The sequence below is a fragment of the Stenotrophomonas sp. 278 genome (assembly GCF_003935715.1).
Taxonomy (GTDB): domain Bacteria; phylum Pseudomonadota; class Gammaproteobacteria; order Xanthomonadales; family Xanthomonadaceae; genus Stenotrophomonas; species Stenotrophomonas maltophilia_AH.
Map to the genome: position 1 here is coordinate 37,190 of NZ_RHPP01000002.1, position 21,619 is coordinate 58,808.

Sequence of the window (21,619 nt, forward strand, 5' to 3'; positions counted from 1 at the left end):
GCGGGAACCCTTGGGAGGGGAACATGGTGAACGGCACGCTTCGTGCGTTGGTGGTGGCTACACTCCTGCAGGCGTCGGCAGGCACTTCGGCACTGGATCTGGCGCAGGCCAACCCGCTGCTCGACTCCGGCCCGGACCCGTGGATCGTCCGCGACGGGCAGGTGTTCTATTACATGGGCACGCACGGTGATCGTCTGGCGATCCGCGCCACTACCGACCTGGCCAGGTTGAACGAAGCGCCGGAGATCACTGTTTGGCGGCCACCGGCAACCGGCGCTAACGCGAAGTCAATCTGGGCACCGGAACTGCATCGCATCGACGGCAAGTGGTACATCTACTACACAGCCGCCGCCAGCGATGCGCCCGAAGGAAAAGAAGACGCGCATCGCGGTGTGTTCGTGCTGGAGAACAGCGGAGTGGACCCGACCAAAGGCACCTGGACTGATCGCGGCCGCCTGACCACCGCGCAGCCCGGTATCGACGGCACCACGTTCACCGCCAATGGCAAACGCTATTTCGTGTACTCGCCGTACGTGGGCCCGGACAGCGTGCTGGCCATCGTGGAAATGGCCAATCCGTGGACGCTGAAAGGGAAGGAGGCCATCATCGCACGACCGGACCAGGCCTGGGAAAGGCAGGGCGGACGGCAGATTCTGGAAGGGCCAGAGTTCCTGCAGGGTCCGAAGGGTGACCTGTTCCTGACCTTCTCGGCCAGTGCCTGCTGGTCCGATGGTTACGCCATTGGACTGCTGCGGGCCAAGGAGGGGGCCAACCTCCTGGATGCCAATGCGTGGACCAAGGCCGCGCGGCCCATCCTTGAGAAGAACCCCGCCGGGAATGTGTACGCGCCCGGGCACAACGGTTTCTTCCAGATGGACGACGGCACCTCCTGGATCGTCTACCACGCCAACCCCGGCCCGGAAATGGGCTGCACCGGAAAGCGCTCACCGCGCATCCAGCCGGTGCGTTGGGACGCGCAGGGCAGGCCGGTGCTGGCTCGACCTGTCGGCCGAGGACCGTAGAGCCACGCCCTGCGTGGCTGCGCTCGGTGTCAGACACGGTCGAAGCCACGCGGGGCGTGGCTCTACGGCTTGGCCGACGAACATAGAATCGTCAGCCAGGCGGCCTGGACACCGATCCGCGCATGATCAACCGGTGTGGCAACACCCGGTTGACAATGCCGCGCCCGGGACCGGGTGCATGTCGAATTTCCCGCAGCAGAATCTCCATGGCCGTATCCGCCATCTCCGCCACCGGCTGATGCAGGGTGGTCAGCTCCGGCCACACCATCGTCGCAGCTGAAGTGTCATCGAACCCGACCACCGAAAGGTCACCAGGCACGTCCAGTCCCCGCCGGTGCGCGACCGAAACGACCGCCGAGGCCATGTCGTCGTTGCTGGCAAAGATCGCCGTGGGCCGATTGCGCAGCGACAACAACCGCTCCGCGGCCTGCAAGCCTGAGCGATAGGTGAAATGACCGGGCTGGACAACGCTGTCATCGAACTGAATACCCGCCGCTGAGAGGGCATCCAGATAGCCCAGCCAGCGATGCGCGCTGGCGGTCTGATTTGGGTCGCCCTTGATGTAACCGATCCGCCGGTGCCCCTGTGCAATCAGATGCGACACCATGTCGTAACTTGCGCGATGGTCGTCAATGCGCACGCAGGACACCTTGTCGCTCAGGTGGCCCGAGGCGATCGCCACCACCGGAATGCCGGCCTGAACAAACTCCATCACGATCGCGCGGGATTCGCATAATGGCGGCGGCAGAATGACGCCCGCTACATTGTCGGCAAGCTGCCGTGCGGCCTCGCGGCGTGCCTTGGAGTCCAGTCCGTCCCAGGTGGCGATCATCAGCTGCGCCGCTGCACGGGTAGAGCCGCGCAGGGCACCCACCAGCAGCTCGCGCAGATAGCTTGAACTGGGGTTGGTGTAGATCAGTGCGATGGAGACATGCTGCGCCGCCGCCAACGCACTCGCGGCGGGGTTGGGGCGATAGTCCAGTTCACGCACGCTGCGCAGCACCCGGTCGCGGTTGCTTTCGCGCACGCTGGCATGCCCATTCATTACACGCGAAACCGTCATTGCAGAGACGCCTGCATGCGCGGCCACTTCGTCGATGGTGATTGCACTCGCTTTCCGTCGGACCGCCTTGCTGCTGTTTTTCACGCAATGGGTTCCTTTGCTGCGCTGCATGATGACAACCGTGTGACCGGGTGATTAGTCTGCGCCCTGACGAGATGGTAGCGCTACCACTGAGCCAGGGTAAGACTCAGAACTGTGCCCCCCAATGCCATGCGGTCGATCTGGCAGTCCTGAAAGCGAGTTGAGTCGCAGTTCGTGCAAAGCGCACTGCGATGTTCGGTGTGGAAGACGGGCATGACCCGTAGGTGGCCCCCGGAAGGGGCGATACATCCATTCGATCGTATGTCAGAGGGGAGCGTCATGAGTGCTTGTACGTTTCGCCGTACCGCGCAGCCGGGGGCCCGTTCATGAGCCGCAAGCTGAGCAAGATCACATCCCGGGCGATGTTCACCTTCGTGGGTGGCGTCCTGGTCATCAATCCCGCGTTCGCGCAGGACGCAGCAACCCCGGCCGCCGCACCGCAGCAGCAGGCCAGCCCGACCCAGCTTGATACCGTGCAGGTCACCGGCATCCGTAACAGCCTCAGCCAAGCCATGGACATCAAGCGCGACTCGGCTGGCGTGGTGGATGCGATCAGTGCCGAGGACATCGGCAAGTTCCCCGATACCAACCTGGCCGAATCGCTGCAGCGCATCACCGGCATCTCGATCGAACGTCGTGACGGTGAAGGCGCGCAGGTGACCGCGCGTGGTTTTGGCCCGCAGTTCAACATGGTGACCCTCAACGGCCGCCAGATGCCCGGTGCCGATGCCTTTGGTGCGGCCGGGCAGGTGGCCATCGGTGGCATTGACGGCGGTACCCGCGCATTCAACTTCGCCCAGCTGGCGGCAGAGGCCATCAACGGCATCGAGGTCTACAAGACCAGCCAGGCCAATGTTCCCAGCGGCGGCATCGGTGCCACCATCAACATCCTGACCGCGCGTCCGTTCGACCATAACGGCCTGGTCGCCAGTGCCGGGGCCAAGGCGGTCTACGACGACAGCCAGCCGTTCGACAGCGATCTGACGCCGGAACTGTCCGGTATCTTCAGTTACAGCAACCCGGACAAGACCTGGGGCGTCGGGGTCAGCGCCAGCTACCAGAAGCGCAAGGGTGGCTCGGTGCAGGCCACCAACAACTACTGGAACATCCAGCCGTGGACCGGCACGTTGCCGGGCAATCCGAACGTGGTCAACGCACCGGCAGTGGGCGCGCTGTACGCGCGCCCGAATGATCTTCGCTATGCGTTCGCCGAGTTCGAGCGCGAGCGCATCAATGGCCAGGCGGTGCTGCAGTTCGCCCCCACCGACGCGGTGACGCTGACCCTCGACTACACCTATTCGACCAACGAAATCGAGGAGAATCGTGGCGAGCAGGGCATGTGGCTGCAGAACAGCAACTACACCGACGTCACCTTCGATACCAGTGGTGCGATTGCCACGCCGGTCTACATCCGTGAAATCGCCGGCACGAAGGACTTCGGGCTTGAACAGCAGCGAAGCATGCAGAAGTACAAGCTGGGCTCGCTGGGTTTCAATGCCAAGTGGGACGTCACCGACCGGTTCAAGCTGAGCTTCGACGCGCACAATTCGAAGAATGAGAGCCTGCCGAACGACCCGCTGACCGGCGGCGGCTCCATCTTCTCCAGCATTGCCGGCACCAACAACTGCACCACCGGGCCGCACTGCGGTGGGTCCTATGTGCAGGAGATGGTGTTCAACAATGGGCTGCCGGTAGGCACCAAGGTCTGGTATCCCACCACCGCCGACGCGATTGCCGGCACCAATGGGGTGGTCAATCCCGCCTTCGAATCAGGTGAAATCGGTTCGCAGGTGCTGCGCATCAACTCGCAGACCCAGATCAGCGAAATCAAGCAGGGCCGGATCGACGGTGAATGGAACTTCGACTCCGGTCGTTTCCAGTTTGGCGTCGACTCCAGCAAGCAGACGACGCACCGCATCCAGGCGGCGGAGAACTACAACACGCTGGGCGACTGGGGCGTGGCCAACGTGGATGGCGATGTCGCCAACGGACTGATGGACCTGCTGCAGCCGGTCAACATCGTCGGCCTGTTCGACGACTACAGCGCCAACAGCTTCACCGCCTGGCGCGGCGACGCTGGCCGGCTCGCGCAGTGGGCGGGTGCCAACTACGCTGCGAACCTGGGCGTCAGCCCGCAGAACGCAGCCGACAACCGGGTGGAGGAGAAGACCAAATCGGCCTATTTCCAGGTCGAGCTGGACGGCGAACTGGGCGGCATGCGCACCAATACGCGCCTGGGCGTGCGCTATGAAACCACCGACGTGGTGTCGACGTCGATCATCGCCATTCCCGAGGCGATTGAATGGCAGTCGAACAACGACTTCCGGGTGGTGTTGTCCGACGAGCAGCAGCCGTTCACCGAAAAGAACAAGTACAGCTACATCCTGCCTAATCTCGACTTCAGCATCGACCTCATGGACGACCTGAAGGGGCGCGTCTCGTTCGGCAAGAGCATTGCGCGTGCGCCGATCGGCAACCTGTATGCAGGCCCGACCGCACAGCAGCCGTTCGGCTCTGTGCTGATCGATCCGTCCGTGCGCGCCAGCGGCACGGCGCAGAATCCACAGCTGAAGCCGTTGGAGTCGGACAACCTGGATCTGGCCCTGGAGTGGTACTTCGCGGACGCCAGCTATGTATCCGTGACCTACTGGAACAAGCAGGTGGCCAATTTCATCGGCAACACCATCGTGCAGGAAAACCTGTACGGCCTGCGCGATCCTACTTCCGGTCCGGACGCACAGGCAGCCCTGGCGTTCCTTACCAGCGGCGCGTGCGTCAGCCAGGTGGGCGCGGCCAATGCGGCGGCCTGCAATGCCAATGACACCGCACTGTTCACCGCGCTGGCCCTGCTGCGCAACAACCCGGCCGGGTTGGGGGCCTACGACGGTACGGACGCGCAGGTCCTGGCCACCGAAGCCGCCTACGACCTGTACGGGACGGCAGCCGACCCGCTGTACCAGTTCAACGTCAACCGCCCCATCAACCAGAACGAGTCCAAGCTGCACGGCTGGGAACTGGGCGGGCAGTACTTCTTCGGCGAAACCGGGTTCGGCGTGCTCGCCAACTACACCATCGTCAACGGTGACGTGGGCTACAACGATGCGGGTGATCCGAACATCGACCAGTTCTCGCTCACCGGCCTGAGCGATACCGCCAACGTGATGCTGATGTACGAAAAGTATGGCTGGTCGGTCCGCCTGGCCTGGAACTGGCGCGACGAATACCTGATCCTGGCCAACCAGGGAGCCAGCCGGAACCCGTACTATGTGGAAGAGTATGACCAGTGGGATCTCAGCGTGAACTACACCCTGAATGACAACTGGTCGTTCGGCCTGGAAGCGATCAACCTGACCGGGGAAGACGTCCGTTGGCGTTCGCGCACCTCGCAGATGATCGTGAAACTGGCCGACCAGAGTCCGCGTTACATGCTGGGCGTCCGCTACCGGTTCTGATCCGGGCAGTAGACGGCAACACGGTGCCGCTGCCTCGGCGGCGGCACCTTCGCAATGTTTCTGCTCGAATCGGACGACACCATGCCGCGTTACGAAATGCTCAACAACATCGCTCACCGCGACCTGCGCGTGGCCACCGGCTTCGGGCCCGAGTTGGGTGACGCGGTGGGCATGGTGCCGGCGTATCCGAGTGAGTTCGCCGAGCTGCAGCGCGAGTACCCGATCTTCCTGCGCAGGGAGGCGGGGGCTGGAGAATGGCAGTCGGTGGCCCTGCTCGGTTTCGAACAGCATGAGAATCTGTACCTGCAGGACGGCCGCTGGAATGCCTCCTACCTGCCCGGTGCAGCGGCCAAGGGGCCGTTCCTGATCGGGTTCCAGGAGCAGCGCATCGATGGCGAACTCACCCAGGAAGCGGTGCTGCACGTGGATATCGAGCATCCGCGGGTGACCGCCCGGCAGGGCGAGCCGGTGTTCCTGCCGCAGGGCGGTAACACCCCGTATCTGGACCACATTGCCGGCGTACTGCGCGGCATCCACGACGGACACGCCTTTGGCGCGCAGATGTTCGCGGCGCTCGACGCCAAAGGCTTGATCCAGCCGGTTGCGCTGGACGTAACGATCGACCCGCAGCACCGGGTGAACGTCAATGGGCTGCATGCCATCGACCGCGATCGACTGGCCGGACTGGACGGTTCAGCGCTGGCCGAGCTCAACCGGGCCGGCTATCTGGAGGGCGTGTACCTGATGCTGGCGTCGCTGCACAACATGCGCCGCCTGATCGCCGAGAAGCAGCGGCGGCTGCGGTTGCAGGACGCTGCCATGTCCGGCAGGAACTGAGCCATGCTGCACGGCGTTGCCATGCGGACGTTGGACGGGCTGGATCCTGCCGCGCTGCCGATGGAAGCACTGGTAACTGCCGGTGAGCCGGTGGTGTTGCGCGGCATCGCACGCGACTGGGCACTCGTCCAGGCGGGGCGGCGCTCGACGGCGGACGCGCTGGATTACCTGCGGCGTTTCGACGCCGGCGTGCCGGTGCAGTACTCATTCGGTGCTCCTGGGATCGACGGCCGCCCGTTCTACAACGCCGATTTCACCCAGTTGAACTTCGAGGTCCGGCGCGGGGTGCTGAGCGCGGTACTCGACGAGATTGCCAGCACCTTCGACGTGCCGCGCCCACCCACCTATTACGTGGCATCGCTGCTGATCGAGCGGGCCTTGCCCGGCTTCGCGCGGGACAACGACGCCGGCCTGGCAGCGCTGGGCATCAGCGCTTCAGCCAGCATCTGGATCGGCAACCGGGTCACCGCATCCTGCCATTTCGACACACCGGACAACCTGGCCTGCTGCGCGGTCGGGCGGCGCCGCTTCACCCTGTTCCCGCCGGAGCAGATCGACAACCTCTATCCGGGGCCGTTGGAACCGACGCCAGGCGGGCAGGTGGTCAGCGTGGTGGATTTCGAACAGCCGGATTTTGATCGGCACCCGCGTTTCCGTGAGGCCCTGGCGAGCGCGCAGAGCGCCGTGCTGGAGCCCGGTGACGCCATTTTCATCCCCAGCATGTGGTGGCACCACGTGCGCAGCCTCGAGCCGTTCAACGTGCTGGTGAACTACTGGTGGCGCAGTTCGCCCGCCTTCCTGACTTCGCCGCTGCCTGCGCTGCAGCACGCCATGTGGGCGCTGCGCGATCTTCCGGAACGGGAAAAACAGGCATGGGCGAAGATATTCGAGTACTACGTTTTCGGTCCCGCAGCGCGCGCCGGGCAACACCTGCCCGAGGCCGCGCGCGGGGAACTGGCACCGTTCGACGAGACGCAGGCCCGCCGCGTGCGCGCCCAGCTGCTGGGTCGACTCAACCGTTGAGGGGAGCATCGCATTGAACGCGGCTGATACAACCGATGTACGGATCCGCAGGGTGGTCATCGCCGGTGGCGGCACGGCCGGCTGGTTGGCAGGCTGCGCGCTGGCACACCAGTTCCGTGACCAGCTGGACATCACCCTGGTGGAATCAGAGCAGATCGGCACCGTGGGGGTAGGCGAGTCGACCGTGCCGCCCATCCGCACCTTCCACCGCTTCCTGCAGATCGACGAACAGGAGTTCCTGCGCGAGGTCGCGGGTACCTTCAAGCTCTCGATCTCGTTCGAGAACTGGCGTCGGCCCGGTGAACGCTTTTTCCATCCATTCGGCACCATCGGGCAGAACACCTGGGCCACGCCCTTCCATCACTTCTGGCTGGACAGCCTGCGCCGCGGCATGCCCTCGGACCTGGGCGACTTCTGCCTGGAAAGCCTTGCTTCGCGCGGTGATCAGTTTTCGCTGGATACCCAGCCGCAGGTGAGCTACGCCTACCACTTCGACGCGGGGCTGTACGCAAAGTTCCTGCGTCGCAAGGCCGAAGCGCAGGGGCTGAAGCGCGTGGAAGGCAAGATCCGTGAAGTCCGGCAACATCCCCATGACGGCTCGGTGCAGGCACTGGTGCTGGAGGACGGGCAGGTCATTGAAGGCGATCTTTTCATCGACTGCTCCGGGTTCCGCGGCCTGCTCATCGAGCAGACCCTGAAGACCGGCTACGAGGACTGGCACGAATGGTTGCCCAGCGACCGCGCCGTCGCGGTGCAGACCGAGGCGGTGGCACCGCCGGTGCCGTATACGCGTGCCATTGCACATGAAGCAGGGTGGCGTTGGCATATCGCGTTGCAGCACCGCGTCGGCTGCGGGCTGGTGTTCTCCAGCCGCCACATGTCCGACGATGAGGCGCATGCCAAGCTGCTGCGTGATGTGGAGGGCGAGCCGCTGCGAGACCCGTGGCTGGTCCCGTTCCGCAGCGGACGCCGGCTGAAGGCCTGGAACCGGAACGTGGTCTCGCTTGGCCTGGCCAGCGGTTTCATCGAGCCGCTGGAGTCCACCAGCATCCACCTGACCATCAGCGCCGTGGTCCGGCTGATCCAGCTGTTCCCGTTCGACGGCATCAGCCCGTCGCTGGTGCGGTTGTTCAACGAGGTCAGCCAACAGGAAATGGAGCACGTGCGTGACTTCATCATCCTGCATTACCACGCCACCCAGCGCGACGAACCGATGTGGAAAGCATGTCGCGAGATGGCACTGCCGGAGTCGTTGGACATCCGCCTGCGTGCGTGGCGCGAGCGCGCGCACGCCTGGCAGGACCCCGGCGAACTGTTCCGCGTGGATTCGTGGACCAGCGTGCTCCTGGGGCAGGGGATCCAACCCGGTGCCCCGCATCCGCTGGCGCGCGCCCTGGGCGACGCCGATCTGCGCACCTTGTTGGCACGGATCCAGCAGCCGCTGCACCAGGCCGTTGCCAGGATGCCGACCCAGGATGCGTTCATCGAGCGGTACTGCAGGGCCGCACCGGAAGTGTGGCCGTCCCGGGTGGCCCTGGCATAGCTGCCGCGCGGCCTTCTGTCGACCGTTCGAGGTAGCGCTAACTTTCAACGTTCAAAGGGTGTTTTGATGGATCTGGTTGCGGGAATCGATGCGGGTACACAGAGCCTGAAGGTGGTGGTCTACAACCCCGCAGGGCGGGCCATCGTGGCTGCTGCGAGCGCGCCGCTCGAACTGAGCAGCAGTGCCGATGGCAGCCGTGAGCAACGGCCCGCCGACTGGGTGACCGCGCTGCATGCGTGTTTCGCTGCGCTGGACCCCAGCGTCCGCGCGAACATCGCCGCATTGGCGGTATCCGGCCAGCAGCATGGGTTCGTGCCTGTGGATGCGGCCGGGGAGGTGCTGGCACCGGCCAAACTCTGGTGCGACACCAGCACGTCGGCCGAGTGCGCGCAGATCATGGACGCGGTGGGTGGTCCCGCCCGTACCATAGAACTGGCAGGCAACCCGGTGCTGACCGGCTACACCGCGTCGAAGCTGCCGTGGACCAAGGCGCATCGCCCCGAAGCCTACGCGCGCCTGGCGACCATCCTGTTGCCCCACGACTACCTCAATTTCGTGCTGACCGAGCAGCGTTTCTGCGAGTACGGGGACGCCTCCGGTACCGGCTGGCTGGACGTGCGAACCCGCACCTGGTCCAGCGAGCTGCTGCGCGCCACCGATCCGGCGCGGGACCTTGCGGAATGCCTGCCGCCCATCGCCGAGCCTGATGCCTTGTTCGACATGGATCCTGCCATCGCGGCCGCACTGGGCATCCCGGCAACCGCGAAGGTGGCGGTGGGTGGGGGCGACAACATGATGGCCGCCATTGGGACCGGCTGCGTGGTCCCCGGGCGGTTGGCGATGAGCCTGGGCACCTCGGGAACGCTGTTTGCGTACTCCGACACGCCGGTGGTGGACCCGGAGGGCGCGTGGGCTGCGTTCTGTTCCTCCACCGGCGGCTGGCTGCCCTTGATCTGCACCATGAACTGCACCGTGGTGACCGAGCAGGTCGCCAAGGCGTTCGGGTTCAGCACCCGCGATGGCGACGCGCACCTGCGCGTTACCGCGCCAGGGGCCGGGGGGCTGGTGATGCTGCCGTTCCTCAACGGCGAGCGCACCCCCGATCTGCCGCACGGCAAAGGCGTACTTGCAGGGCTGGACACCACCAACATGACCCCGGCGCACCTCTACCGCGCGGCGATGGAAGGGGCCACGTACAGCCTGAAGTATGGCTACGACGCCTTCGTGCGTGCCGGCATGCAGTTCGATCGCATTGTGCTGACCGGCGGCGGCAGCAACAGCGCCGAATGGCGGCAGCTGGTGGCCGATGTGTTCGGCTTGCCGGTGGAGGTGCCGGTGCAGGCTGAAGGTGCGGCCTTCGGTGCCGCACTGCAGGCGCTGTGGGCGCTGGGCCGTTCACGCGGCGATGCGGCCTCCATTCACGACATCACCCATCGGCATGTCGCGATGGATACAGCGCTTTCGGCACGCCCGGATCCGGCGCGGACCCAGGCCTACGCCAACGCATACGCCCGCTATCTCCAACACCTCGACGCCATCACGCCGCTGCAGCGCGGCTGATCTCACTTTTCGCGATACCTCGCATAACCAAAGGAACATGCAGCATGAGCACGCAGCCCTACATCGGCGCCAAGGAGTACTTCCCCGGCATCGGCCGCATCCCGTTCGAAGGTCGCGGCTCGGACAATCCGCTGGCGTTCAAGGTCTATGACGCGAACAAGGTCATCGGTGGCAAGACCATGCAGGAGCACCTGCGGTTCGCTGTGTGCTACTGGCATACCTTCTGCAACGCCGGGCATGATCCGTTCGGCCCGGGCACCCGCCACTTCCCGTGGGAGTCCAGCTTGCCGATGGCGAGTGCTGAAGCCAAGGTGGATGCGGCGTTCGAGTTCTTCACCAAGCTCGGCGTGCCGTACTGGTGCTTCCACGACATCGACCTGGCCCCGGACGCCGACGACCCGGCCCAGTACGAGAAGAACCTGAAGCACATGGTCGGGCTGGCCAAGGAGCGCCAGGACGCTACTGGCATGAAGCTGCTGTGGGGCACGGCCAACCTGTTCTCGCACCCGCGCTACATGAACGGTGCCTCGACCAATCCGGACTTCGCCGTGGTTGCGCGCGCCGCCGTGCAGGTCAAGGCTGCACTGGAAGCCACCGTGGAGTTGGGTGGGGAGCACTATGTGTTCTGGGGTGGCCGCGAAGGCTATGCCTCGCTGGTGAATACCCAGATGAAGCGGGAGGTCGAGCATTTCGCCCGCTTCCTCACCATGGCGCGCGACTACGGTCGCAGCATCGGCCTGAAGGGCAATTTCCTGATCGAGCCCAAGCCGATGGAGCCGATGAAGCACCAGTACGACTTCGACAGTGCCACCGTGGCCGGCTTCCTGAAGGAGCATGGGTTGGAGAAGGACTTCAAGCTCAATATCGAAGCCAATCACGCGACGTTGTCCGGCCACACCTTTGAACACGACCTCCAGGTCGCATCCGATCATGGTCTGCTCGGCAGCATCGACGCCAATCGCGGCAACGCACAGAACGGCTGGGATACCGACCAGTTCCCGACCGACCTGTACGACACGGTCGGTGCCATGCTGGTGGTGCTGCGCCAGGGTGGGCTGGAAGGCGGCTTGAACTTCGACGCCAAGGTGCGCCGTGAATCGACCGATCTGGACGATCTGTTCATTGCCCACATCGGCGGCATGGATGCGTTTGCACGCGGGCTGGAAGTGGCCCATGGGCTGTTGAATGACTCGCCGTGGGAGCAGTGGCGGAAGGAGCGTTACGCCAGCTTCGACAGCGGTGCCGGCCAGCAGTTCGAACGGGGAGCCCTCAGTCTTGCCGACTTGGCGGAGTTGGGTGCGAAGGGTGGCGAGCCGAAGCAGATCAGTGGCAGGCAGGAACGTTACGAGAACCTGATCAACCAATACCTGTTGCGCTGAACGCGCCCACAAGGATGACCACCATGACCCACACAGACTCGACACGCCGTAGCGGGGTTTTGATTGTCGCCCTGCTGCTGGCGCTGGCCGCCTGCAAGGGCGAAGACAAGGCCGCCGTGCCGGCAGCGACGCAGGCCGATGCCAACCCCTGGCCGCAGGTGACCTGGCCGCTGGCCGAAGATGCCGCGATGGAAAAGCGCATTACCGACCTGATGGCGACCATGACCGTCGAGGAGAAGGTGGGTCAGCTGGTCCAGGGCGACATCGCCAGCATCACCCCGGACGATCTGCGCAGGTACCGGTTGGGCTCCATCCTGGCCGGCGGCAACTCCGACCCGGGTGGGCGGTACGATGCGTCGCCGGCCGAATGGCTGGCCCTGGCCGATGCCTTCTACGCCGCCTCGATGGATACCTCGCAGGGTGGCAAGGCCATTCCGGTGCTGTTCGGCATCGACGCCGTGCATGGGCAGAGCAACATCGTCGGGGCCACCCTGTTCCCGCACAACATCGGCTTGGGCGCGGCGCGCAATCCAGAGCTGCTGCACCGGATCGGTGAGATCACCGCGCTGGAAACCCGTGCCACCGGCATGGAGTGGACCTTCGCCCCGACCGTGGCGGTTCCGCAGGACGATCGCTGGGGCCGCACGTATGAAGGCTATTCCGAGTCCCCGGACATCGTGGCCAGCTATTCCGGCCGGATGGTCGAAGGCCTGCAGGGCAAGGTCGGTTCGCCCGAGTTCCTGGATGGCCGGCATGTGATTGCCTCGGTCAAGCATTTCCTCGGTGACGGCGGTACCACCGACGGCAAGGACCAGGGCGACACGAAGATCAGCGAAGCCGAGCTGGTGCGCATCCATAACGCCGGCTATCCGCCGGCGATTGAAGCCGGTGCACAGACCGCGATGGCCTCGTTCAACAGCGTCAATGGCGAGAAGATGCACGGGCACAAGCCATATCTCATCGACGCACTGAAGGGGCGGATGAACTTCGGCGGCTTCGTGGTCGGCGACTGGAACGGCCACGGCCAGGTGAAAGGCTGCACCACCACCGACTGCCCGGCCACGATCAACGCCGGCCTGGACATGGCAATGGCGTCGGACAGCTGGAAGGGGTTCTACGAAACCACATTGGCGGCCGTGAAAGACGGCACCATCAGCCAGGAACGGCTGGACGAAGCGGTGCGGAGGATCCTGCGGGTGAAGATGCGCCTGGGCTTGTTCGAAGCCGGCAAGCCTTCCACGCGTGCGGTTGGCGGTCAATTCGCGCTGATCGGTGCGCCGGAGCATCGCGCCGTGGCGCGGCAGGCGGTGCGTGAGTCGCTGGTGCTGCTGAAGAACCAGGGCGGGGTGCTGCCGCTGGCACCGAAGCAACGCATCCTGGTGGCCGGCGATGGGGCCAATGATGTGGGCAAGCAGGCAGGCGGCTGGACCCTGAACTGGCAGGGCACCGGTACGACCCGCAAGGACTTCCCGAACGCCGACACGATCTACGAAGGCATCGCGCAACAGGTCAAAGCCGCAGGCGGTGAGGCGGTGCTGGCGGTTGACGGCAAATACACGACCAAGCCGAATGTGGCGGTGGTGGTGTTCGGCGAGAACCCGTATGCCGAGTTCCAGGGCGACCTGCCAACCCTGGCCTACAAGCAGGGCGATGATTCGGATCTGGAACTGCTCAAGCGCTTGAAGGCGGACGGCATTCCGGTGGTGGCGGTGTTCCTGAGTGGCCGCCCGCTGTGGGTGAACCGCGAGATCAACGCGGCTGATGCCTTCGTTGCGGCCTGGCTGCCGGGCTCGGAAGGGGCGGGCATTGCCGATGTGTTGTTGCGCAAGCCGGATGGCAGCGTGCAGCACGATTTCAAGGGCAAGCTGAGCTTCAGCTGGCCGCGCACCGCGACGCAGTACGCCAACAATGTCGGGCAGAAAGACTACAACCCGCAGTTCGCGTTCGGCTACGGCCTGACCTACGCGGACAAGGGTGACCTGGCGGCACTGCCGGAGGAATCGGGCGTGACCGGCAATGAAGGTGCGGTGGGCGTGTATTTTGCGCGGGGCGACGCCGGTTCCGGCATCGCACTTCGACTGGAGAACCAGGCCGGGCAGGGCGTCACCGTCACCAAGGTGCCGGAATCCCTCGACGGCGATCTGTTGAAGGTCACGGGCGTCGACCACCTCGCACAGGAGGACGGACGCCGCCTGGCATGGTCGGGCAAGGGCGAGGCCACCGTTGCACTGCAATCGCACACGGCGCTGGACGTGCAGCGCGAAAGCAACGGCGACCTGATGCTGCTGACCACGCTGCGTGTTGACGCCGCCCCCAAGGACAAGGCGTGGCTGGCGGTCGGCTGCGGCACCGGCTGCTCGGCCCGTGTTGACATCGGGCCGACGCTGGCGGAGCTGCCGGTGGGTCAATGGAAGCAGGTCGGCGTTCCGCTGAAATGCCTCACCACTGCCGGTGCCGATGTCAGCAAGCTGGACCGGCCCTGGTCACTGGGAACTTCCGGAGCAATGACGGTTTCCGTGTCGCGCGTGGCCCTGGGTGCCTTGAACGAAGCGGAAGTCACGGTCGCATGCCCGGGCAAGTGACCATGCCCGCGGCGCTATCGACGCTTCGGCGGCTTCGCAACCGAGTCCCGCACCACCAGACGGTGCGGGACCAGGTGGTCGGTCAAGGCGAGGGGCGCTTCGCCCTTGTGGCGGATGCTGCGCAGCAGGAGCTCGAGCGCGGCATCGGCCATCGCGCCAATCGGCTGCTGCACGGTGGTCAGCTCCGGCCACACCGTGGTGGCGGCCGAGCTGTCATCGAAACCCACCACGGAGAGGTCACGCGGGACATCGAGACCGCGGCGGTGCGCGACCGAAATGACGGCCGCGGCCATGTCGTCATTGCTGGCGAACACGGCCGTGGGTGGGCTTGGGTGGGAAAGCAGCTTTTCTGCCGCGTCGAGGCCGGAACGGTAGGTGTAGTCGCCGTGTTGCACCAGCCCGGATTCGACCTCCAGCCCGGCCTCATGCAACGCCGTCACAAACCCTTCGTAGCGCCGTGCGCTCGCGCTGAGATCGTGGCGCCCGCAGATGAACCCGATGCGGGTATGGCCGTGCTGGATGAGGTGTTCGGCCATTTCCCTGCCGGCGTGGAAATCGTCGATGCGGACGCAGGAGATACCGTCGCCCAGCCGGCCCGAGGCAATCGCGATGACTGGAATGCCCGCCTTGACCAGCTCGCTCACCGCCGCCCGGGATTCGCACAGCGGCGGGGGCAGAATCACCCCGTCCACGCGGCCGGACAACGCGCGCGCGGCCTTGCGTTCCGCCGCCGGCTCCAGCGTGTCCCAGTAGTCGATGACCAGCTGGATGGCGGCATTGGAGGCAACCCGCAGCAGGCCGACCAGCAGCTCGCGCAGGTAGGCACCGCTGGGATTGGTGTAGATCAGTGCAACGCGGATGTGCTGGGCAGCGGCCAGGGTACTGGCGGCCAGATTCGGTGTGTAGCCCAGCTCCCGCACCGCATCCATCACCCGTTCGCGCGTGGTGTCGCGTACCTTGCCCTGGTTGATCACCCGCGACACGGTCATCGGCGACACGCCGGCCCGTGCTGCCACCTCGTCGATCGTCACGCCGCTGGTTTTGCGGCGGACCGATTTCTTCGGCTTGTCCAATACGCGTACCCTTCGATCTCTGTGACGCCGCCGCGCTGCAGCGAGGGCGGATGATGGCGCACCCTGCGCACGACCCCAGCTTACCCCGTTTGTCAGCCACGCGGCCTGCACGCGACCTTGTCACGCGGTGTCATCTGTTTCTGGTGATGTTCGCTGCATGGCTGGCATGTGCGGGCAGCGTGCGCGCGGAGGACGGTCATGCGTTGTGGATGCGGTACGTTCCGCTGGCACCCGCACTGGCCGCAGATCGCGGCACGCAGCTGCGGGAGATGGTTGCACCCGGTCACACACCCACGCAGCGCGTCGCGCGCGAGGAACTGGTGCGGGGCCTCACCGGCCTGCTGGGGCATGCCCCCACGCTGCGGGACACGGTCGCCGGTGACCAGACGCTGGTCATCGGCACGCCGGAATCGTCGCCGCTGATCGCCCCGTTGCGCGACGAGCTGGCTTCGCTGGGTACCGAGGGCTACCTGATCAGGCGCGCGCAACAGGGTGGGCATCAGGTGACCCTGGTCGCCGCGCAGAAGGACATCGGCGTACTGTATGGCGTGTTCCATCTGCTGCGTCTGCTGCAGACGGGTGCGGCGCTGGAACACCTGGAACTGCGCGAATCGCCCCGGGTGGCGCTGCGGGTACTCGATCACTGGGACAATCTGGATGGCCATGTCGAACGCGGCTACGCCGGGCGTTCGCTGTGGGACTGGCAGAGCCTGCCGGAGTGGCGCGACCCGCGCTACACCGACTATGCGCGGGCCAACGCCTCGATAGGCATCAACGGTGCCGTGCTGAACAACGTCAACGCCAGCGCCTGGAGCCTGGCACCGGACTATCTGCTCAAGGCGGCCGCGATCGCGGACACGCTGCGGCCCTACGGCATCCGCGTGTACCTGAGCGCGCGCTTCAGCGCCCCGATCGAGCTGGGTGGGCTTCCTACCGCCGACCCGCTTGATCCCGAAGTGCAGCGCTGGTGGCGCAGCAAGGTGGACGAGATCTATTCGCGCATACCGGATTTCGGCGGATTTCTGGTCAAGGCGAACTCCGAAGGGCAACCGGGACCGCAGGACTACGGTCGGTCCCATGCAGAAGGGGCGAACCTGCTGGCGGACGCGCTGGCAGCGCATGGTGGCGTGGTGATGTGGCGTGCGTTCGTCTACGCGCATGACGTTCCTGCGGACCGTACCACCCAGGCCTACACCGAGTTCAAAGGTCTCGACGGAAAGTTCCGCTCCAACGTGATCGTGCAGGTGAAGAATGGACCGCTGGATTTCCAGCCCCGGGAGCCGTTCCATCCGCTGTTCGGTGCAATGCCGCGAACGCCATTGATGATGGAGTTCCAGATCACCAAGGAGTATCTCGGTTTCGCCACGCACCTGGTGTATCTGGGGCCCTTGTACGAGGAGGTACTGCGCTCGGACACCCACGCGCGCGGTGAGGGCTCCACCGTGGCACGGGTGATCGACGGCACGCTGGAGGGTCATGCGCTGACCGGCATGGCCGGCGTGGCCAATATCGGCAACGACAGAACGTGGACCGGCTCGCATTTCGACCAGGCCAACTGGTATGTGTTCGGTCGCCTGGCGTGGAATCCGCATCAATCCGCCCGCGATATCGCCGTGGATTGGGCTGCGATGACCTTCTCGCCCGACCCGGCAGTGGTGCGGCCCATCGTCGACATGATGATGAACTCGCGCGAGGCAGCGGTGAACTACATGACCCCGCTGGGCCTGCATCACCTGATGGCACGCGGGCACCATTACGGCCCCGGCCCGTGGGTGGATGGCGGCCCGCGCGCGGACTGGACTTCGGTGTACTACCACCGCGCCGATCGTGACGGCATCGGCTTCGACCGTACCCGGGGCGGCAGCAATGCAGTGGCGCAGTATGCGCCGACGGTGGCAGCGCGCTTTGGGGACATTGCCCAGGTACCGGAATCGCTGCTGCTGTGGTTCCACCACGTGCCGTGGGACCACCGCATGGCCTCTGGCCGCCCGCTATGGGATGAACTCGTCTCGCGCTACTCGCTGGGGGTGCGCCAAGTGCAGGCCATGCAGAAAACCTGGGCCACCCTCAACCCCGTAGAGCCGGGTCTTACCCGGCTGCCTTTCGCGATAGACCCCGAACGCCACGCCAACATCGCCGCCTTCCTGGATATCCAGCTCCGCGAAGCCCAATGGTGGCGCGACGCGAGCGTGTCGTACTTCCAATCCATCAGCGGCAGACCACTCCCGGCGGGCGAAGCCGCACCCCCTTACCCCCTTTCGTACTACCAGTCGCTCCAGTTCCCCTCCGCACCAGGAGACGGACGATGAACCGCCACGCCGCGTGGTTCACGCGAACGATCGTCGTCATCGCGGCCTGCTGGGCGTCACCCGGCAGCGCACAGGACTCCGTGACGCCTCTGCTGCACCCGCTGTTCCAGGATCACGCCGTCCTGCAACGCGACCAACCGATCACGGTATGGGGGCATGCCGCACCCGGTACGCCTGTAACGGTGACATTCGCCGCGCAGAACGTCACCACGCAGCCAGACGCCGACGGCCGTTGGCGCGCGACGCTGCGCCCGCTGGCTGCGGGTGGACCGTATCAGATGACCGTGCGGGCAGGGCGGCGTACCCAGACCCTGCAGGACCTGCAGATGGGCGATGTGTGGCTGTGCTCCGGGCAGTCCAACATGGAACTGCCGGTGTGGCGCGCGCTCAACGCAGACGGTGAGATCGCCGCTGCAGCACATCCGTCTATTCGTATGTTCATGGTCCCGAAGCATGCGGCCACCTCACCGCAGGAGCACTTCCACGACGCGGCTGCCTGGGCACCGGTGACGCCAGAGACGGTGCGTGAATTCTCTGCGGCCTGCTACTACTTCGGACGCGAGCTGCAGAAGGCGGTCAGCGTGCCGATGGGGTTGATCCAGGCGGCCTGGGGCGGCTCACGCATCGAAGCCTGGACCAGCGCCCAGGCCCTGCGTGCACAAGGCGGCCTGGGCCAGGCGCTGGACATGCTCGCATTGCATGGCCGCGATCCGGCAGCAGCAAACCGTCGCTGGGGTGAGCACTGGCAGCAGTGGTGGACCGCGCGTCCAGACACCGCGGCCGGCGACACGCCTTGGCAGCCCAATCCAGGCGATGCCACGTGGCTCCCGGTGCCGGCCACGCTCGGTGCATGGGAGCGCTGGGGCGTGCCTGCGCTGGCGGACTACAACGGCATGGTCTGGTACCGCAGCCAGGTCACGCTGACCGCCGCGCAGGCAGCGCAGGGTGCCACGCTTGAGCTCGGTCCGGTTGATGAAACCGACATGACCTGGGTGAACGGGGTCGGCGTGGGCAGCCAGTACGCGCCCGGCCAGGCACGTTCGTATCCACTGCCGCCCGGTTTGCTGAAAGCCGGCACCAATCACGTCGTGATCAACGTGCTGGACACCTGGGCCGACGGTGGACTGGCCGGCCCGGCGTCCGCGTACGCGATGCGTTTCGGCGATGGCACCCGCGTCGCGCTGGACGCAAGGTGGCAGTATCGTGCCGCGCCCGGCCCGGATGCGCCTCCGTTGGCACCCTGGCATGCCGCCACCGGTCTGTCGACGCTTTACAACGGCATGATCTCCCCCCTCGGTCACATCGGACTGCGCGGTGTGGCGTGGTACCAGGGGGAATCCAACACCGGCGATGGCCGGGGTTATGCACCGCGATTACGCACCCTGCGTGACGACTGGCGCAGGCAGTTCGGCGCGCACACGCCGCTGCTGATCGTGCAGCTGGCCGGTTACGGCCAGCCGACGGTGGCTCCGGTGGAAAGCGGCTGGGCCGAGGTGCGCGACGCACAGCGTCGCGTGGCTGCGGAAGACCCGCAGAGCGGGCTTGCCGTTGCCATCGACATCGGCGACGCCTACGACATTCACCCGCCGAACAAGCAGGAGCTTGGCCGGCGCCTGGCGCGGCTGGCCCGGCACGTGGCGCACGGGGAAGCCGGATTGTCTCCGTCCGGCCCGACCGCACGCGGTGCGACACGTACTTCGTCCGGAGTGAGCGTGCACTTTGACGATGTCAGTGGCGCACTGGTCACGACTGGCGCGCGGCGACCCATCGGATTCGAGCTTTGCACCGCCGATGGCTCGCCGTGCACCTACGCCGAAGCCGAGCTCCACGGACACGATGTTGTTCTTCGTGGCCCGGCCGCACAGACCTCGACCCGCGTGCGCTACTGCTGGGCAGACGGCCCGGTCTGCACGCTGCGCGACCGCAGCGGTGCGCCGGCGGGGCCGTTCGAGCTGGTCATCGTCGAGGGCGCCATACGGTGATGAAGCTACGCATCATGGTGCTCGTTCTGATCCTGGCCGCCATGGGGCTCGCGCGTGCGCCGCAACCGGTACTGCCGGTCTATTTCGACTGGTTTGAATACAGCGGCCACGATGTAGCCTTCGACGATGCTCTACCGGCCGGGCATTACCGCAACCCGGTGCTCGCCGGATTTCACGCCGACCCGAGCGTTGTCGCCGCCAACGGCCGCTTCTATCTGGTCAACTCCAGCTTTGCGTACTTTCCCGGCATTCCGGTGTTTGAAAGCACCGACCTGGTGCACTGGAACCAGATCGGCAATGTCATTGATCGCCCGGGCATGGTGGATTTTGACGGCCTGGGCGTGTCCCGTGGCATCTTCGCGCCGGCCATTTCGCATCACGACGGCCTGTTCTACGTGATCACCACCGCCGTCGACAGCGGCGGCAACTTCATCGTCACCGCGCGCGATCCGGCCGGTCCATGGTCGGAGCCACATTGGCTGCCCAGCATCGGCGGCATTGATCCGTCGCTGTACTTCGATGAGGACGGCCGTGCCTACCTTGTGAACAATGACGCGCCAGACGGGAAGCCGCGTTACGAGGGGCACCGGGCCATCTGGATGCAGCAGATCGACCGGACCACGCTGCAGCCGGTCGGACCACGCAAGGTGCTGGTGGACGGGGGCGTGGACCCGGCGACCAAGCCGATCTGGATCGAAGGGCCCCACCTCTACAAACGCGAAGGATGGTATTACCTGTCCGCCGCGGAAGGCGGCACGGGTCCGCAGCATTCGCAGGTAGTGCTGCGCAGCCGCAGCGTCTGGGGGCCCTATGTGCCGTTTGCGGGCAATCCGATCCTCACCCAGCGCGACCTCCCGGCAGACAGGCCCCTGCCCATCACCAACGCTGGCCATGCCGACCTGGTGGAAGGACCGGATGGCTCCTGGTGGGCGGTATTCCTGGCAAGCCGCAACTACCAGCAACGCCACTACAACACCGGCCGCGAGACCTACCTGCTGCCGGTGCAGTGGCAGGACGGCTGGCCGATCATCCTGCCCGCCGGGCAGACCATCCCGTATGTAGCGAAGGCACCGTCCTGGATGCAGGGCGGACTGTCGCAGGCACCGCGCACCGGCAATTTCGTGGAACGCGATGATTTCAACGGCTTGAAGCCGGGTGATGGATGGCTACAGGTACGGGTTCCCTCCAGGATGTGGATCGATTTGAGCAGCCGTCCCGGCAGTCTGGCCGTGCATCCGTTGCGAGACGATCTCAACACCCGGCGCAACCCGTCGTTCCTCGGCCGCCGCCAGCAGCATCTGCGCTTCGAAGCCAGTACCGAAATGACGCTCCCGTCGTCGGGCGTCGCGGCCGGACTGGCGGCCTACCAGAGCGAAGACTACTGGTACTTCTTTGGCGTTCGTCAGCTGGACGGGAATCGCATGGCCGTGTTCGCTGAAGGACGCGACGGCGGCGGAGTCACGAAGCCCCTGGCCAGCCGCGAACTGAAGGCAACCTCGTCTCTACGCCTGAAGATCAGCGGCGACGAAGGCCGCTACGCCTTTGCGTTCGACAGCGACGATGGATGCGGTTGGCAGACGCTGAAGGGCGACGTCGACGGCACCGTTTTGAGTACGGATCGTGCAGGGGGCTTTGTCGGCACCCTGCTGGGACCATTCGCGCGCGACGAGCGCGCATCGAGGAGCAGATGATGATGCGGAACCCCTGTTCGCT

At 65.5% G+C, this 21,619-nt stretch carries 13 protein-coding genes; 11 read left to right on the forward strand and 2 right to left on the reverse strand.

What is annotated here, in order from left to right:
• Positions 1-23 precede the first annotated feature (23 nt).
• Complete coding sequence (locus EGJ34_RS00695) at positions 24-1,022, forward strand: glycoside hydrolase family 43 protein (RefSeq protein WP_125358086.1); 999 nt, start codon at positions 24-26, stop codon at positions 1,020-1,022.
• 91 nt (positions 1,023-1,113) lie between these two features.
• Here the strand turns inward: EGJ34_RS00695 and EGJ34_RS00700 are convergent, their stop codons facing one another.
• Positions 1,114-2,196, reverse strand: a complete 1,083-nt coding sequence (locus tag EGJ34_RS00700; protein WP_125358087.1) for a LacI family DNA-binding transcriptional regulator — start codon at positions 2,194-2,196, stop codon at positions 1,114-1,116.
• Between the two features lie 296 nt (positions 2,197-2,492).
• Between EGJ34_RS00700 and EGJ34_RS00705 the strand changes: the two genes are divergently transcribed.
• From EGJ34_RS00705 to EGJ34_RS00735, 7 genes are all read left to right on the forward strand, one after another.
• Positions 2,493-5,618: a TonB-dependent receptor gene (locus EGJ34_RS00705; RefSeq protein ID WP_125358089.1), complete on the forward strand. Its 3,126-nt coding sequence runs from the start codon at positions 2,493-2,495 to the stop codon at positions 5,616-5,618.
• Positions 5,619-5,699: 81 nt separating this feature from the next.
• Positions 5,700-6,455, forward strand: coding sequence for a SapC family protein (locus tag EGJ34_RS00710; RefSeq protein WP_125358151.1), 756 nt, complete (start codon positions 5,700-5,702; stop codon positions 6,453-6,455).
• Between the two features lie 3 nt (positions 6,456-6,458).
• Positions 6,459-7,478 (forward strand): cupin-like domain-containing protein, encoded by a 1,020-nt coding sequence (locus EGJ34_RS00715; protein ID WP_125358091.1) that lies wholly within the window; start codon positions 6,459-6,461, stop codon positions 7,476-7,478.
• 52 nt (positions 7,479-7,530) lie between these two features.
• Positions 7,531-9,021, forward strand: a complete 1,491-nt coding sequence (locus EGJ34_RS00720; RefSeq protein ID WP_185750020.1) for a tryptophan halogenase family protein — start codon at positions 7,531-7,533, stop codon at positions 9,019-9,021.
• A gap of 66 nt (positions 9,022-9,087) precedes the next feature.
• Complete coding sequence (gene xylB, locus EGJ34_RS00725) at positions 9,088-10,581, forward strand: xylulokinase (RefSeq protein WP_125358094.1); 1,494 nt, start codon at positions 9,088-9,090, stop codon at positions 10,579-10,581.
• Positions 10,582-10,625: 44 nt separating this feature from the next.
• Positions 10,626-11,960, forward strand: a complete 1,335-nt coding sequence (gene xylA / locus EGJ34_RS00730) for a xylose isomerase (RefSeq protein ID WP_125358096.1) — start codon at positions 10,626-10,628, stop codon at positions 11,958-11,960.
• 23 nt (positions 11,961-11,983) lie between these two features.
• Entirely contained in the window at positions 11,984-14,542 is a 2,559-nt protein-coding gene (locus EGJ34_RS00735) for an exo 1,3/1,4-beta-D-glucan glucohydrolase (RefSeq protein WP_125358098.1), read from the forward strand.
• Positions 14,543-14,556: 14 nt separating this feature from the next.
• Here EGJ34_RS00735 and EGJ34_RS00740 read toward each other — a convergent pair whose 3' ends face one another.
• A complete protein-coding gene (locus EGJ34_RS00740) occupies positions 14,557-15,615 on the reverse strand; it encodes a LacI family DNA-binding transcriptional regulator (RefSeq protein WP_125358100.1) in 1,059 nt (352 codons plus the stop codon).
• A 146-nt stretch (positions 15,616-15,761) separates the two neighbouring features.
• Between EGJ34_RS00740 and EGJ34_RS00745 the strand changes: the two genes are divergently transcribed.
• The 3 genes from EGJ34_RS00745 to EGJ34_RS00755 are packed head-to-tail and all read left to right on the forward strand — an operon-like array spanning position 15,762 to position 21,597.
• On the forward strand, positions 15,762-17,924 hold the full coding sequence (locus tag EGJ34_RS00745; RefSeq protein ID WP_125358102.1) for an alpha-glucuronidase family glycosyl hydrolase: 2,163 nt from the start codon (positions 15,762-15,764) through the stop codon (positions 17,922-17,924).
• A complete protein-coding gene (locus EGJ34_RS00750) occupies positions 17,921-19,906 on the forward strand; it encodes a sialate O-acetylesterase (protein WP_125358104.1) in 1,986 nt (661 codons plus the stop codon). The genes EGJ34_RS00745 and EGJ34_RS00750 overlap by 4 nt, the downstream gene beginning before the upstream one ends.
• Positions 19,906-21,597 carry a glycoside hydrolase family 43 protein gene (locus EGJ34_RS00755; RefSeq protein ID WP_125358106.1) on the forward strand — a complete coding sequence of 564 codons (1,692 nt, stop codon included), beginning with the start codon at positions 19,906-19,908 and terminating at the stop codon, positions 21,595-21,597. The genes EGJ34_RS00750 and EGJ34_RS00755 overlap by 1 nt, the downstream gene beginning before the upstream one ends.
• The last annotated feature ends 22 nt before the right edge of the window (positions 21,598-21,619 follow it).